This window comes from Paenibacillus sp. ACRSA (assembly GCF_022346845.1).
GTDB lineage: Bacteria > Bacillota > Bacilli > Paenibacillales > Paenibacillaceae > Paenibacillus.
This window is the reverse complement of the sequence record NZ_JAKRNP010000003.1, coordinates 1-14,694: the sequence shown is the minus strand read 5'-3', so window position 1 is coordinate 14,694 and position 14,694 is coordinate 1. Positions and strand designations below refer to the sequence as shown.

Below are 14,694 nucleotides of genomic sequence, written 5' to 3'. Positions count from 1 at the left end.
CGTTTGGAGATGGAAGGATTGCAAGACAGCATACACAACCGCTCCCTTCTTGCTGCTGTCATTGGGCTGGGTTATGTGGGGCTTCCGATGGCGGTGGAGATGGCGCAGGCTGGTTATCGAGTACATGGCATTGATATTGATACACTCAAGGTTGCGAGACTTCGAGCGGGAGATTCCTATGTGATTGGTATTGAGGATCAAGTGGTGCAGTCATTAACCGCAGAAGGATTATTCACGGCAACAACGGATTATACGGCAATCGCTAAGGCGGATATCGTTGTCATCTGTGTACCAACACCACTAACGCCAGGTCATCAACCAGATATTTCATATATCGCCGCAGCAGTCGAAGGCATAACTCCTCACCTGAAGCAAGGAAGCCTCATCATCTTGGAGAGTACCACGTATCCGGGAACGACGGAGGAACATGTGAAGCATCCCATTGAAGCGGCCACAGGCTGGACAGTGGGCAAGCAGTTTCATGTCTGCTATTCTCCTGAGCGGGTCGATCCAGGTAGTGTGAATTATGGGGTGAAAAATACACCGAAGATCATCGGAGGTGCTACAGCCTCCTGTTTAGCCTATGGAACAGCGTTCTACGGCTCGTTCTTGAATGAAATTGTGCCGGTGAGTTCTACCACCGTAGCTGAGACCGCCAAGCTGTTCGAAAATACGTTTCGCAGCGTGAACATTGCCCTTGTGAATGAGCTTACACCTGCATGCGAGCAGATGGGCGTGAACATCTGGGAGGTGCTGGACGCTGCTGCAACGAAGCCGTTTGGATATATGCCTTTCTACCCCGGGCCAGGGATTGGTGGACACTGTATTCCGATTGATCCAATCTATCTATCCTGGGCGGCAGAGCGACAGGGGTCGGAGCTGCAATTCATCAAACTAGCCGATGCAACGAACCGGGAGATGCCGGAGCGCATGGTGGCGAGGGCAGTGGAATTGTTAATGAAGAGTGGAATTTTCGTAAAGGATGCACGGATTGTGCTGGCAGGTATGGCGTACAAAAAAGATATTGATGACTTGCGTGAATCTCCCGCACTGGATGTCTTCAGACTGCTGAGTGCAGCGGGAGCAGAGGTCGTCTTCACAGACCCGATGGTGCCTGTCTTCCGCAAGGACGACGGTACGATTATCCAAGCTCAGCCAGCCTCACCTGAACTATGGGCATGGGCGGATCTTGTGATCATCACAACGGATCATAGCGCATTTGATTATCAAGAGATGGCTGACCACGCGAAACGCATCTTCGACACCCGTAATGCTACCCAAGGCATCCATGGGGGCAACATTGTGGTGCTTGGACAGCCAGTCTATGCACGGATCCCTACTGAAATAGAGAAGATGTCTACTAGCCACTCGCCCGAACAAGTTGGAGACAGCGATGGCGAATCATGACCGGGTGAATGAGCGGTACTATGGTGAGATTAATTCAGAAGAATCTCATGAAGCAACGAGGACACGTATTCACTGGATGTGCCGGGAAGCGACAGGTGAGCGAATGCTGGATATCGGATGCAGTCAGGGGATTACCTCTATACTGCTAGCGCGTGAAGGCTTTCGGGTAACCGGCATTGATCTAGAGGAAGAGAGCATCAGGTTTGCGAAGGAAGAACTGGCGAAGGAATCGAAGCCTGTGCGAAGTAAAGTGGATTTCCGGCTGATGGACATTACGCAGTGGAAGGAAAGGGCTGTCTTCGACACGGTACTGCTTGGAGAAGTGTTAGAGCATTTCGCACATCCCGAGAAGTTATTAATGCAGATCCATCGATTATTGCATGAAAAGGGAACGTTAGTCTTGACAGTTCCTTATGGATATCATCCGTTTCATGATCATAAACAGACCTTCTATGCAGGCAAGCTTGCGATGTGTCTGCTCCCATATTTCGAAGTGGTGAAGCTGGAGGTTCATCATAAGTATCTATGCTGCGCTGCACGTAGACGCTGTGAAGTGAATCCATATATGTCCCCTACGCCAAGTGAAATGAAGTCATGGATGGAACTGGACTATGCGCATTTTGCTGAAATTGAACGGAGCCACCTACGACTGATGAATCAACGGAAGAAGGCACTCGACAATGCTGTTGAACAGGTTAAGCGTCTGCGCAAACAAGAAGCGGAGAAACAGTAGTCAGAACAGTAAAAGTAGTAAGGATAGTAAGAACAGTTAGAGATGTAAGATAAGGCGGACACAAAAAGTATAGAGGGAGAGTACGATATATCAAGCTAAGCTGCACCAAGGAGACTTATAGAATGGATGTACAACCGGAGGCTATGTTGAAAAATTGGGCAAGTCTCCAGGGTAACAACTCGGAATATGAAAGTTATCACGAACGTTGAATAAGATGCTTCATCGCATAAGGTGTAGGGGCAAGGAAGGGGTTAATCCGTGATCACTATCAGTCTATGTATGATCGTGAAGAACGAAGAACGCACGTTGGCACGTTGTCTCGATTCGGTGAGTGGAATCGTGGATGAGATCATCATTGTTGATACAGGCTCATCTGACCGAACAATGGATGTGGCTGCGCAGTATACCGACCAAGTCTACACATATGAATGGCAGGATGATTTTGCTGCTGCTCGTAATTACTCATTCGAGCAGGCCACGCAGGAGTATATCCTCTGGTTGGATGCAGATGATGTGCTGTTGCCGGGTGATCAGGCGAAGCTTCAAGCACTGAAAGAGCAGCTTCCGTCAGATGGTAGGACGGAAGCTGTGGTTTTGAACTACACGCTGGCCGAGGGGGCGGAGGCAAGTCCGTTAGTGACGGACCGCCGGAACCGCCTGGTCAAGCGCAGCGCAGGGTGCCGCTGGCATGGCCGGCTGCACGAGCAGCTGAGCTTTCCGCGGAGCGGGGTCATGACGGCAGACATTGCCGTTACGCACCGCCGCGAAGCGAGCAATCATTCGGCGCGTAACGTGCGCATCCTGCGCAAATGGATCGCCGAAGAGGGCGTAGCCCAGGGTCGCCTGCTGTTCTATTATGCAGGCGAATGTTATGACCGCAAGCGCTACCGGGCTGCGTTGCAAGGCTACGAGAAGCTGCTGCAGGAGCCGCAGGGTTATCGCGAGGATCGATTAATCGCCTGCGCGCGGCTCGCGGAATGTTATGAACGGCTGGGCAAGCCGAGTTATAAGCTTCGTGCCTTATTGCAGTCGTTCCAGTTTGACCTGCCTCATGCAGACTTCTGCTGCGCGATTGCGTCTTGTTTTCAAGAGCGTCAAGAGCACATGACCGCAATCTATTGGTATATGCAAGCCCTAGATGTAGGCACTCGTGATCCGGGGTTCCGCCCCGTACCAGCAGCATGTCGAACCTGGCTTCCTCATGCCCGGCTCTCCTTGTCGTATGCTCAATTGGGACATTGGGAACAGGCGCTTAAGCATAATATTCAGGCGCTGGCATATGTGCCGACTGATCCCGGATTGCTCAGTAATCGAGAGAAGCTGGAAACGATGGTGCGTCAGACGACATCTGCACCTCGCCAGGACTGACAGTGAGTAGAGGGAAGGAAAGCGTAGAGCAAGAGCAGAGAAAGAGCAAAGGAAGAGAAAAGGAAGAGCCAAAAGTGGAGAAAAAAACAAGCACAAGGCCGTGATTAATGAGTAAGCTACGTGCTAGAATGTCTGCTCTAATCGTTTGATCTCGTTGTACTGCAAAAGGAAAAAAATTATTTAAGCATCCCTGCTACTACTGCTTCTCAGGAGAGAGGCAACGCACGTATTCACCTTTCATACGCAGGCTTTTACATGCAAAGTTCCATCCATCATAGATGTCCTCTTCAATATTCAGCGTTACGCTGTCATCATTATATTCGTTCCGGTTTTCAATCCGGAGCGTTTTTTCATTTTCCCATTCAAGGTGGTTAGCTCCGCGATGTTTAGCGCGATAGATGGTTTTCACAAAACTGGCGTCTGCACCAGCAGATCCGTTTCCGGTTGACCGAACATCGACCCAGATGGTTACTCCCCCCGCACCCGCACCACCGTAAGGAACACCATAGATTTCGGCTACATACTCTCCGTTCCGTGAAGGCATTGAATAACCAAGGTGGCCTTGTTCAGAACGATCGAATGTCGAGAAGTATGGACGAAGCATGAAGGAAGCGAAGAGAATCAGTAATAAGAACAGAAATGCAGTCAGAATAGGATGTCTACGTATCCAGGGTTTACGTATGTTGGTCGTGGGAGTACCAGACGCATTTTGAGTCATGGGATCAAGTCTCCTTTGTAAGAGATCATATCGTTTGCAAGTTTAAGCTATGAGTTCAGTTCACACTAAAAACTTGTAATAATGATAGCATAGAGAGTAATTTAATGATTACAAATAAGTTAAAATTATCCTAATTCAAAGTGGTACGAGTTAAGTAATGAGGTATTCAAAGAAACGAGATTCATCCGTATGATATATGTTGGAACTGAGAAGATTCGTTAGACATGAAAACGCGGTTGCTCATTCGGGTCTGTCCCGTTAAACTAAAGGGAGCGGCGTTTTGCTTGACGGACAAGTCATGAGAACGCCATTTTGTTGTCAAGGATACGGCAATGGTGCCGTGTTCGGATGTCAGAATCGGATCGGACCAAGCTGGTGGAAGAACACCGGTGACAAGTAAGGAGTCTTTACATGAGTGTGCAAGCACCTACTTTAGAAGAAGCGCAGGGTCTCCTGCAAAAATATTATGGTTACCCCGACTTCCGCGAGGGCCAGAAAAAAATCGTATCCAGCCTGCTCGAATATGAGGATACGCTGGGCATTATGCCAACCGGGGGCGGTAAATCGATCTGTTACCAGATTCCCGCTCTGTTATATCCGGGGCTGACGCTGGTCGTTTCCCCGCTCATCTCACTGATGAAAGATCAGGTCGATGCACTGACGACCGCGGGTATTGCCGCCGCTTATATCAACAGTACGTTAAGCGGCAAAGAAGTGAATGATCGTGTCCGCGCAGCGCAGCGCGGTGATCTGAAGTTGCTCTACGTCGCGCCGGAGCGACTGGAGCTGGATTGGTTCCGCGATGAGATGGCGCAGTTGCCCATCTCGTGCGTGGCTGTGGATGAGGCGCACTGTGTGTCACAGTGGGGTCATGATTTTCGGACAAGCTACCTGGCGGTAGCACCGTTTGTGGATAGTTTGCCGGAGCGGCCGGTGGTTGCGGCCTTTACGGCGACGGCAACGCCCGAGGTTATGGGCGATATTCTGCGGCTGCTGCGTTTGCAGGATCCGCAGACATACGTGACCGGACTTGGGCGGGATAATCTGGCGTTCAGCGTGCTGCGCGGTGAGAGCAAGAAGGATTTTGTGCTGAACTACGCGCGCGAGCATGAGAGTGAGCCAGGTATTATATATGCCGCGACCCGTAAGGACGTGGATGATCTACATCAACGTTTATTGCATGCAGGCTTGCCAGCAGGACGTTATCATGCAGGTATGACAGACGATGATCGAGCTCAGAGCCAGGAGCAGTTTTTGTACGATGATATCCGCGTGATGGTGGCAACGAATGCCTTCGGCATGGGGATAGATAAATCCAACGTGCGTTACGTACTGCATTACAGCATGCCGAAAAATATGGAGGCATATGTGCAGGAAGCTGGCCGTGCCGGACGGGACGGTGAGCCGAGTCAGTGTATTTTATTATTCGGTGCACAGGATATTATCACCCAGAAATTCCTGATCGAACAGAATCCGATGGAAGGCGACCGGAAGCAAAACGATTATCGGAAGCTGCAACAGATGGTGGATTACTGTTATACAACACGTTGTCTGCGCAGTGCGCAGTTGGACTACTTCGGTGAGGTGCATGAGGACAAGCCTTGCGGCATCTGCAGTTCCTGTACGGATGATCGCGAGTTAGTAGATATGACGATTGATGCACAGAAAATATTCAGTTGCATTCATCGTATGCGTGAACGGTATGGGGTATCTCTGGTCGCTTCGGTACTCAAGGGCTCTCGTGCCAAAAAGGTGCTGGATTACGGCTTCGATTCCCTGCCAACATACGGTGTGATGGGCAATCGCACGGAGCGTGAAATTGCGGAGATCATCAACGTGATGGTATCCGAAGGTTATCTGATGCTGTCTGAGGGGCAGTATCCAGTGGTGCGTTTGCAGCCATTAGCGGTGGAAGTGCTCAAAGGGCAGCGTGAAGTGATGCAGCGTGTGGTGCGCAAGACGGCAGCTACAGCTTCGGGTACCAACTATGGTGGACGTCGTGGTCGGGATGCGATGCCGTCTGCGGTTAACGAAACGGTATTTGAGCAACTACGCTTAATCCGGCGTGACTTGGCAGCGAAGGAACATGTGCCGTCCTACATCATCTTCAATGATGCAACGCTGCGCGAGATGAGTGTGGTATGTCCGAAGACAGAACGTGACATGCTGACTATTAAAGGGGTCGGTGAGGTCAAGTACCGTAAGTACGGATTACCGTTCCTGGAATTTTTCCAGAAGCAGTCTGGCGAAGAGGTTGACACGGATGATGATGCCTTTTACGAGTATGAGTAAGTTGCTGGATTGGTAGATGAACACTGCTCAAGTTGCTGGATCGATAAATGAATACTCCTGGTATTGCTTCGGTGGATAAATGAGTAATCAAGAGAATGCAACAGTTCTAAGTAAGAGTAAGAGTAAGAGCACGGGGATGAGGTATGACTGCATGATCTAGTGATCTAGCGATCTAGCGGGCATAGAGGTGAATGAGCTTGATATTTGAGTTTGTTAATCAGGCTCGGTATTCGGAGTTTGTATGTAAGTTGGTTATTTGATTTCAGTCCCTGGGTGATGGACAAATGGAGAAAGAATGTCTTTCATAAGGTGGACATTGTCGATCGAGAGCGTGAACCCAAGGGTGTACAGTATGTAGTTTGATTCGTTGTTGATTGGTCTATATGTTGTAGTTGGATGAGGCTGAGAGAAGGGTGTCTTTTTAAAAAGTGTGTCCACTCTTTGAAAGACAAAATTCAGATATGTCCATGAGGTGTGGAATAGATACCTATGGAAGCTGAGGTATATGTATATTTAGTCGTGCAAGTGCAACGAAGGTGTAGATAGCGGTACAGGTTTATTCTATGAGAAGGCATGGGCTTGGATGGCTGTGGAGCTTTACTTTTCCCAAAAAAATATGGTCTGGGTGTCCAGGCAAAGGTTGTGAACCATGAAGGTTATTCTTTCTACATTAAATGCAAAGTACATCCATACCTCGCTGGCTTTGCGTTGTCTGAAGGCGTACAGTGAGAAGGATTTTGATATTGATATCGCGGAGTATACGATTAAAGACCCTGTCATGAATATTGTGTCTGATTTGTACCAGCGTGGTGCGGATGTGATTGGATTTTCGTGTTACATCTGGAACATTGAAGAGACGATTAAGGTCATTGATAATCTGAAAAAGGTTATGCCTGACGTGAAAATTTTGCTGGGTGGCCCGGAAGTATCCTACGATACGGAATATTGGATGAACCGGATTTCCAATGTCGATTTCATCGTTATGGGTGAAGGCGAAGAGACGCTGCATCAGCTGTTGACGGAGCTTACGAGCAGTAATAAGTTCCACTTTGTATACGGGCTGGCTTATCGCAAAGGGGAAGAGGTCATTCTCATGCCAGGACGCCCGAAGGCGGATCTGAACGATCTGCCGTCACCGCATCGATTTGAAGAGGATATCCCGGATCTCGGGAAGCGGGTTGTTTATTTTGAAACGAGTCGTGGTTGTCCATTCAGCTGTCAGTTCTGTCTGTCCAGTATTGAGGTCGGCGTGCGGTATTACGATATCGAGCGGACGAAGTCGGACATTCTGTACCTGATTGAGAAGGGTGCGAAGCTGATCAAGTTTGTAGACCGGACGTTCAACATTAAGCGGGATTACGCGCTGGAGATGTTCAAATTCCTGATTGAGAATCATCAGGGGACGGTGTTTCAGTTTGAAATTACCGCTGACATTATGCGTCCTGAGGTACTCGATTATCTGGCAGAGAATGCGCCGCCGGGCACGTTCCGGTTTGAAATCGGGGTACAGTCCACAAATGATCCAACGAATGAACTGGTGAAACGCCGTCAGAACTTTACCAAGCTGAGCCGTACGGTGAACAAGGTAAAAGCCAGCGGCAAAATCGATCAGCATCTGGATCTTATTGCCGGACTACCGGAGGAAGATTACAATACGTTCCGTAAGACGTTTAACGATGTATTTGCTCTGGGGCCAGAAGAGCTTCAGCTCGGATTCCTCAAAATGTTGCGCGGTACGGGTCTGCGTCTGGATGCAGAGAAGTACAACTATACGTATATGGATCACGCGCCATATGAGATTCTGGGCAGTGATGTGTTGCCGTTCAGCGATATCGTGCGCTTGAAGCGTCTGGAGGATGTGTTGGAGAAATACTGGAACGCACACCGGATGGATCATACGCTGAAGTATCTGATGGAGCAGGAATTCAACTCGCCGTTTGATTTCTTCCAAGCATTCGGGGATTACTGGGAAGGTCAGGGCTGGCAGAAGATTGGTCACCAATTGGAGGATCTATTCACCCGCCTGCACAGCTTCCTAGAGTCGCGGAATACGCCGCATATGGATATTGTGCTTGGTCTGATGAAGTTGGACTATTTCCTCGGACACAAGTACAAACCACGCAAAATCTGGTGGGATGACGTACTCCAGAAAGACCAGTGGGCGGGTTATATGAAAACGTTGGCTGAACGTCCGGAAGACGTTCGTCTGCCACGTGTTGCCGGTGCCGCAGGCTCGGCATGGCTGGAAAGCAGCGGCACGGGTGCGAGTGCCGCTGTGGGAAGTTCGGCTGCTGCCGGGGAAGACTCTGCCGCAAATGCGGCGGGTATGATCGGCAGTGATGGCGTGGATGCTGCGGCGCATGCAGCGCGCGCCGCAGGGGCTTTGTCCGCCGCGGATGGAGCGGCGGACGGGGGTGACGGCAACGCTTCGCGTGCGTTGCCGATGACCTCGGCCATGACCGCACAGACGGTCATGGATGCCCGTGATTTCGCCGACCTTGGTCTCGGCGAAAAGGAACTGCAGAAGCACGCCGTATTGGACGTGCTTCCGTTCCGGCTTGAGCGGGTGCTTGCTGGCGCTAGCCCGCTTGCCGCGAAAGGTCGGACGCTGCTGGTCGTTGTATACCAGCAGCATGAAGGGCAGCAGGCGCAGTATTACACGCTGCCGCTGGGAGAAGAAGCCGCTGCTATGTAGGTTGCAGCGGCAGGGATGTGCACCGCGAACATTCACGCGGTGCATCTCCATGAGGTGCTGCCCATTGAGCGCAGCACCTCACCCTTACGCGGCTTGGTATTGCACAAGCCGCGCTCCGTTCTACTTTTACAACAGCATATATGTTCCGAAAGCATCGGAAGGTCGTCTGATTCCCTAGGGGAGGAAGAAAGGCCTTCCTTTTTGTTTTTCAGAACGTTAGCCCAACTTAATCCATCCAAACGAAGGAGAGATTCCTATGAGTGAACTTGCTACGACCAAGAGACGATTACGATATCAAAAGGTTCTGCTGAGGTATTGCACATTTCTATCCCGTATAGCCCTGCACATATTGAGCGAATTCGTCGGATCACGGGCAGAATGTGGCAAGCGAAAGAAAAAGTATGGTTCATCCCCTATACCACATCTGCTATACAGGAATTTATGAATCAATTTAATCCAAATGATGTTCAGATTGCTCCAGAGTTGTGGGTGGAGAGTGAGGATTTACAGCAATGGAAAGCTAGCAAAGAGAGCAGTGCATGGAGCAAAGAGCCATTACAGCAGGCATTAACATTACGAGGATACAGTCGCAAAACGATCAAAGCCTATTGTAAACAGATCGAACGCTTTCTGAGTATCTGCCAAATTGAAAGTACAGCCGTAACTACTTCAGTAGTTCAAACGTATTGTTTAAATTTGCTTGAGCGAGGGATCTCACATTCTAGTGTAAACCAGACGATCAGCGCGATTCGCTTCTATTGCAAACATGTACTCCATCATCCTACAGAGATCCAGTATATTCGTCCCAAGAAGCAGACCAAGTTGCCACAAGTATTGTCTGAAAAAGAAGTAGCTCAATTACTCACATCCGTAACTAATCTCAAGCATAAAACGATTCTGTTTCTCACGTATTCGTCTGGCCTTCGTGTAGGTGAAGTCGTTCGTCTGCGGTGTAGCGATCTGGATATTGAGCGCCAGACGCTTATTGTAAGACAGGGAAAGGCCAGAAGGATCGAAGAACGCTCCTCTCCCATCTAGCTTGGGAAATTGTGCAGGAATACATAAGCGAGTATAAACCCCAGCGATGGCTGTTTCCGGGACAATCTTCGGATCGGCATCTGACCAAGCGTAGTGCGCAAAAGGTTTTTGAAGGAGCTAGACAACGCGCAGGCATTGTGAAAAAGGTTAGTATTCATGTCTTACGACACTCTTTCGCCACGCATTTACTGGAAAACGGAACAGACCTGCGCTATATCCAAGAGCTGCTTGGTCACACGAGTGCACGAACAACCCAGCGATATACGCATGTGAGTACCAAGAATATTCAGCGTATTCAGAGCCCGCTGGATCGTCTGGATCTGGGAGATTGAGTGTTGCTATAAATCTACCTTTTTCGCCAAATTCTTCTTCGCAAATACCAGTGCTTGGGGTATCATATACGTAGTCGGATATCAGCCAGGACATGTGGTATTTAAGAAGTACATAAATTAGATGTTATCTGCAATTTCTCAAATACATAGTAGGAGAGAATAAAAATGCGAAATCACAACGATGAAAAATCTGCTTTAGAAGAAGCTGCTATTAGCATATTTATAGACATATACAATTTCAACCGACAAGAAGATTTAAAAGTTGTAGAAAAACAAGAATGTCCAGACTATATTTTAAAGAATATAAAGGGCGATTTTATAGGCGTAGAAGTAACTCACTTATTTTATGACTCAGAAGAAGCTAAAATGTTATTAGGAAGATCTGATAAAGAATTTCACGGATTAGAAAGCTCAACACATTATATAAAAACTCTTAATGAATTGTTAAAGCAAAAGGAAAAAAAGATAGATAAGTATGATGTGGTTTATCCTGTAGCGCTTTTAGTCAGGAATGCTTCTCCTGTATATGGGATGAGTGACTTCCTTAAATACAAAAATGAAATATACAAGCCAAAAAAGTATAGTCATATTTGGTTTGTTTCTAAAGATGGAAATAATAATGAGTGGCTATTGAAAGACTTACTGACTGATTAGATTGATCGAAGAAGGCAGAAACAGCAGATAACATAATATTCACGCTACGGACATTCGTCCTTGGTCCGGCATTCGCCGGACACTCGACATGCGTCGAGTCGCGAATACAGGAACGTTATGTGTAACTTCTGAAGGGCAGATTTAAGAGCAATTTAAAAGCTGAGAATTGTTAAAGAGATGATCAAACTAATGTAGCAGATTCGGAATCGAAGCGCGCCCAGCGAGAGTAAAGCAAACGAAGCAAATTCGGAACCGAAGCACGCCCGGCGGTGAGTAGAGCAAACGAAGCAGATTCGGAATCGAAGCACACCCGGCGGTGAGTAGAGCAAACGAAGCAGATTCGGAACCGAAGCACGCCCGGCGGTGAGTAAAGCAGACGAAGCAAATTCGGAACCGAAGCACGCCCGACGGTGAGTAAAACAGACGAAGCAGATTCGGAATCGAAGCACGCTCGGCGGTGAGTAAAGCAGACGAAGTAGATTCGGAATCGAAGCATGCCCGGCGGTGAGTAAAGCAGACGAAGTGGACTCGAAACCGGAGTATGCCCGGCGATGAAGGAACCTTTGAGGGTAACCCAAGAAGACAGAAGCAACACATAACATAATATTCACGCTGCGGGCATACGCCCTTGGTCCGGCATTCGCCGGACACCCGACAATTGTCGGGTCGTGAATACAGGAACGTTATGAGAAATCGGCGCCAAGCAATTAAAACTAGAAGTACAATTGGAGGAATAATAATTGTTTTCTGATTTTAGATACAATCCTAACTCAAAACAAGTTCATGATTTTTGGAAAGACAATTTCAATAATTTAAATGATTTTTATGTGAATTGGGAAATGAAATCTTATGAATTGAAACTTGCTTCTGAATTAATTTATCAAGAATTTAAAAGTGCAGTAGATACTCTTGTAAGTCAAATAAATGTTGATGAGGAGGAAGATGAGTCACTTTTCTATAGACAAAGTTTTGGATCAATATGGATGATGTTGTGTGGGTATAGTTTAGAATGCCTTTTGAAAGGAATGTATTTCATTGTAAACCCAAATGAAAATATTAGGGATGGTAAAGTAGTAGTTGATTGGAAAGGATCCGGTCACGACCTAATAACTCTGATGAATTTGTACAATGAAATTGTAACAGAGGAAATCAGAATTAGTTTAAATGAAAATGAAATAAGTTATTTGAGGAGAGCTAGTGAGCATTCATTATGGATAGGAAAATATCCTTTACCCAAAAAATATCATAACACAATTCCAGTATTACAAGAAGGCGAAGGATATGCACCACTTGGATTAATTAATGTTAACGGAGATAAAGATATTTACGAAGAGATATATACAAAATTACAACAGCTTTTTAAAACTTGCTATAAGGAGAAAAAAGCAGAAATTCAAAAAGAAGAATAATATTATAGTATTTCAATGAAGGCGCCAACATCTTATAACATAATATTCAAGCATCGGCTCCTAACGGAGCCTTGGTCTTCGGGAAGGATTTCGGAGAAGAATTTCAGAAGACAACCCCGTTGGGGTTCATGAATACAGGAACGTTATATGAAATAGCATTAGATTATATATATTTTAGGAGAGTTGAAAAGTGGAAGTAACAGGGACTGTTAAAACGAAAGCTGTCTACTCTGACGCCAATAGACGCTACAGGTATTATTTGGAAAAGAGTGCCGTAGAGAAAGCTGAACAAGGTGAGAAAATCGCAACAATTATTATGTTAAATCCTAGTTATGCCGATGAATACAAATTAGATTTATCTATAATGAGAGTATTTAATATGCTTCTTAAAGAAGGCTATACAACTCTAAGAGTAGTCAATTTATTCGCTTTAGTAGCTACTAAACATTCGGCTCTTGTTAGTACTGTAGATAATACTGGAGGAGAAAATGATAAGTGGATTAAAAAGGCAATCCCAAACATTGATTTATTAATAATTGCATGGGGCTCTAATGAAAAACAATATAAAAGAAGAAAATTTCAAGTGAATAAAATTATAAATAGTATAAATATAGAAGAAAAACCAAAGCAAATAAAGTGCTTTATTGACAAACAAAAACGTAAAGGTAGACATCCAAGTAGATTAGGTGAATTAGAACTTATTAATTATTCATAAGAGCATGCTACATCATATAACATAATATTCACGCGACGGACATTCGTCCTTGGTTCGGCATTCGCCGAACACCCGACATACGTCAGGTCGTGAATACGGGAACGTTATACGAAAGGACCGAAGCGAGTGATATTCAATAAACCATTAGATCCATACGATTTTTTTCTTCAGTCCGAAGATAAAAAGTCACACATCCTTTTTTCATTTAAAGATATTGAATTAGAACGATCTAAATCCATTAACTACTTGGTACATATTAAGGACGATCAGTTTGCTGGGCAAGTTGAGATCTGGATCGATCATGAAGAACTCTATAACTTTATGGAAGGACTTTTAAAAGCTGAAAATAGCGAAGTCAAACTGATCCATTTGAAAGCAATGAGTACTGAGGAATTTGAAATGACTTTTGTAGATCAAAAAATGGGGCATTATGAAATTGCCTATTCGATTATGAACAGAAGATATTTAAAAAACAGATTAATAGAAACGACATTAAAGGGGTCTTTTGACTACGACAGTGAATTTTTAAACCAATTAAAAGAGAGTTTGAAGGGCATTCAAAAACTTTTATCTTAAACATTTGTAAGTAATTCAAGGTCCCTTCGTATAACATAATATTCACGCTGCGGGCATACGCCCTGGGTCCAGCATTCGCTGGAACACCCGACATACGTCGGGTCGTTAATACGGGAACGTTAGATGAAATTACTGAAAAGTATTAAATGGAAAGAAGGTGAGTCATTATAGTGAATTCCAATGACAATAAATTAAAAGATTTTTTTCAGCAGCTCGAAAACATTAAACAAACTTATAGTGATCTATCCTCTTCATGCTTACATAAGGGATCAAAAATGTCGTGGACTGAATTTGAAAAAGAATATAAGACGATAGGGGAAGTAATTAACCCAGACAAGTTCAAAGACATTCAATCAGAATTAATAGAAGAAGTCATGTATTCAATATTAGAAATGCTTGATGGGTATAGTGATTTAGATTTTGAGCTTGATGTTGTAGATAAACAAACAGGAGAATCTATAAAAAACGGAATACAACTACATGATAAATATAGAGATTTTGTGGACAAGAATAAGTAGTGGAAGCAGATCAAGAAGACAGTAACATCATCTAACATAATATTCACGCTGCGGACATTCGTCCTTGGTCCGGCATTCGCCGGACACTCGACATGCGTCGAGTCGTGAATACAGGAATGTTAGCAGAAACCTCTGTTAAGAACATGTTAAAGACCAGGTTCAAACACAAAAATTATTAGATTTGAGACAACATGATGTAAAAACTATTTAAACAGAGGAGTTGATAGTCATGAGCAAAA

General features: G+C 45.9%; 11 protein-coding genes and 1 pseudogene. 11 read left to right on the top strand and 1 reads right to left on the bottom strand.

Translation table 11 applies throughout. From position 1 onward, the window contains the following. Nucleotides 1-9: 9 nt before the first annotated feature. The 3 genes from MH215_RS09660 (at nt 10) to MH215_RS09650 (ending at nt 3,508) form a co-directional block, all read left to right on the top strand. Nucleotides 10-1,407: a nucleotide sugar dehydrogenase gene (locus MH215_RS09660; RefSeq protein ID WP_239290784.1), complete on the top strand. Its 1,398-nt coding sequence runs from the start codon at nt 10-12 to the stop codon at nt 1,405-1,407. Beyond that, the gene (locus MH215_RS09655; protein WP_239289922.1) at nt 1,394-2,140 is read left to right on the top strand and encodes a class I SAM-dependent methyltransferase; all 747 of its coding nucleotides are present in this window, start codon (nt 1,394-1,396) and stop codon (nt 2,138-2,140) included. Before MH215_RS09660 ends, MH215_RS09655 begins: the two co-directional genes overlap by 14 nt. Before the next feature lie 258 nt (nt 2,141-2,398). Continuing rightward, nucleotides 2,399-3,508, top strand: coding sequence for a glycosyltransferase (locus MH215_RS09650; RefSeq protein ID WP_239289921.1), 1,110 nt, complete (start codon nt 2,399-2,401; stop codon nt 3,506-3,508). Nucleotides 3,509-3,704: 196 nt separating this feature from the next. Here the strand turns inward: MH215_RS09650 and MH215_RS09645 are convergent, their stop codons facing one another. Next, complete coding sequence (locus MH215_RS09645; RefSeq protein WP_239289919.1) at nt 3,705-4,226, bottom strand: hypothetical protein; 522 nt, start codon at nt 4,224-4,226, stop codon at nt 3,705-3,707. Between the two features lie 411 nt (nt 4,227-4,637). Between MH215_RS09645 and recQ the strand changes: the two genes are divergently transcribed. The 8 genes and pseudogenes from recQ (at nt 4,638) to MH215_RS09600 (ending at nt 14,455) form a co-directional block, all read left to right on the top strand. Then, entirely contained in the window at nt 4,638-6,518 is a 1,881-nt protein-coding gene (gene recQ / locus MH215_RS09640) for a DNA helicase RecQ (RefSeq protein ID WP_239289917.1), read from the top strand. A 649-nt stretch (nt 6,519-7,167) separates the two neighbouring features. Further along, a complete protein-coding gene (locus MH215_RS09635; protein ID WP_239289916.1) occupies nt 7,168-9,213 on the top strand; it encodes a B12-binding domain-containing radical SAM protein in 2,046 nt (681 codons plus the stop codon). Nucleotides 9,214-9,591: 378 nt separating this feature from the next. Further along, nucleotides 9,592-10,583: pseudogene (locus tag MH215_RS09630) on the top strand (tyrosine-type recombinase/integrase). 165 nt (nt 10,584-10,748) lie between these two features. Next, a complete protein-coding gene (locus MH215_RS09620) occupies nt 10,749-11,237 on the top strand; it encodes a hypothetical protein (protein WP_239289913.1) in 489 nt (162 codons plus the stop codon). Nucleotides 11,238-11,977: 740 nt separating this feature from the next. Then, on the top strand, nt 11,978-12,646 hold the full coding sequence (locus MH215_RS09615; RefSeq protein WP_239289912.1) for a hypothetical protein: 669 nt from the start codon (nt 11,978-11,980) through the stop codon (nt 12,644-12,646). Between the two features lie 190 nt (nt 12,647-12,836). Then, a complete protein-coding gene (locus MH215_RS09610; RefSeq protein WP_239289911.1) occupies nt 12,837-13,361 on the top strand; it encodes a DUF1643 domain-containing protein in 525 nt (174 codons plus the stop codon). A gap of 126 nt (nt 13,362-13,487) precedes the next feature. After that, nucleotides 13,488-13,937, top strand: a complete 450-nt coding sequence (locus MH215_RS09605) for a hypothetical protein (RefSeq protein ID WP_239289910.1) — start codon at nt 13,488-13,490, stop codon at nt 13,935-13,937. A gap of 170 nt (nt 13,938-14,107) precedes the next feature. Beyond that, entirely contained in the window at nt 14,108-14,455 is a 348-nt protein-coding gene (locus MH215_RS09600; protein WP_239289909.1) for a hypothetical protein, read from the top strand. Nucleotides 14,456-14,694: the final 239 nt, after the last annotated feature.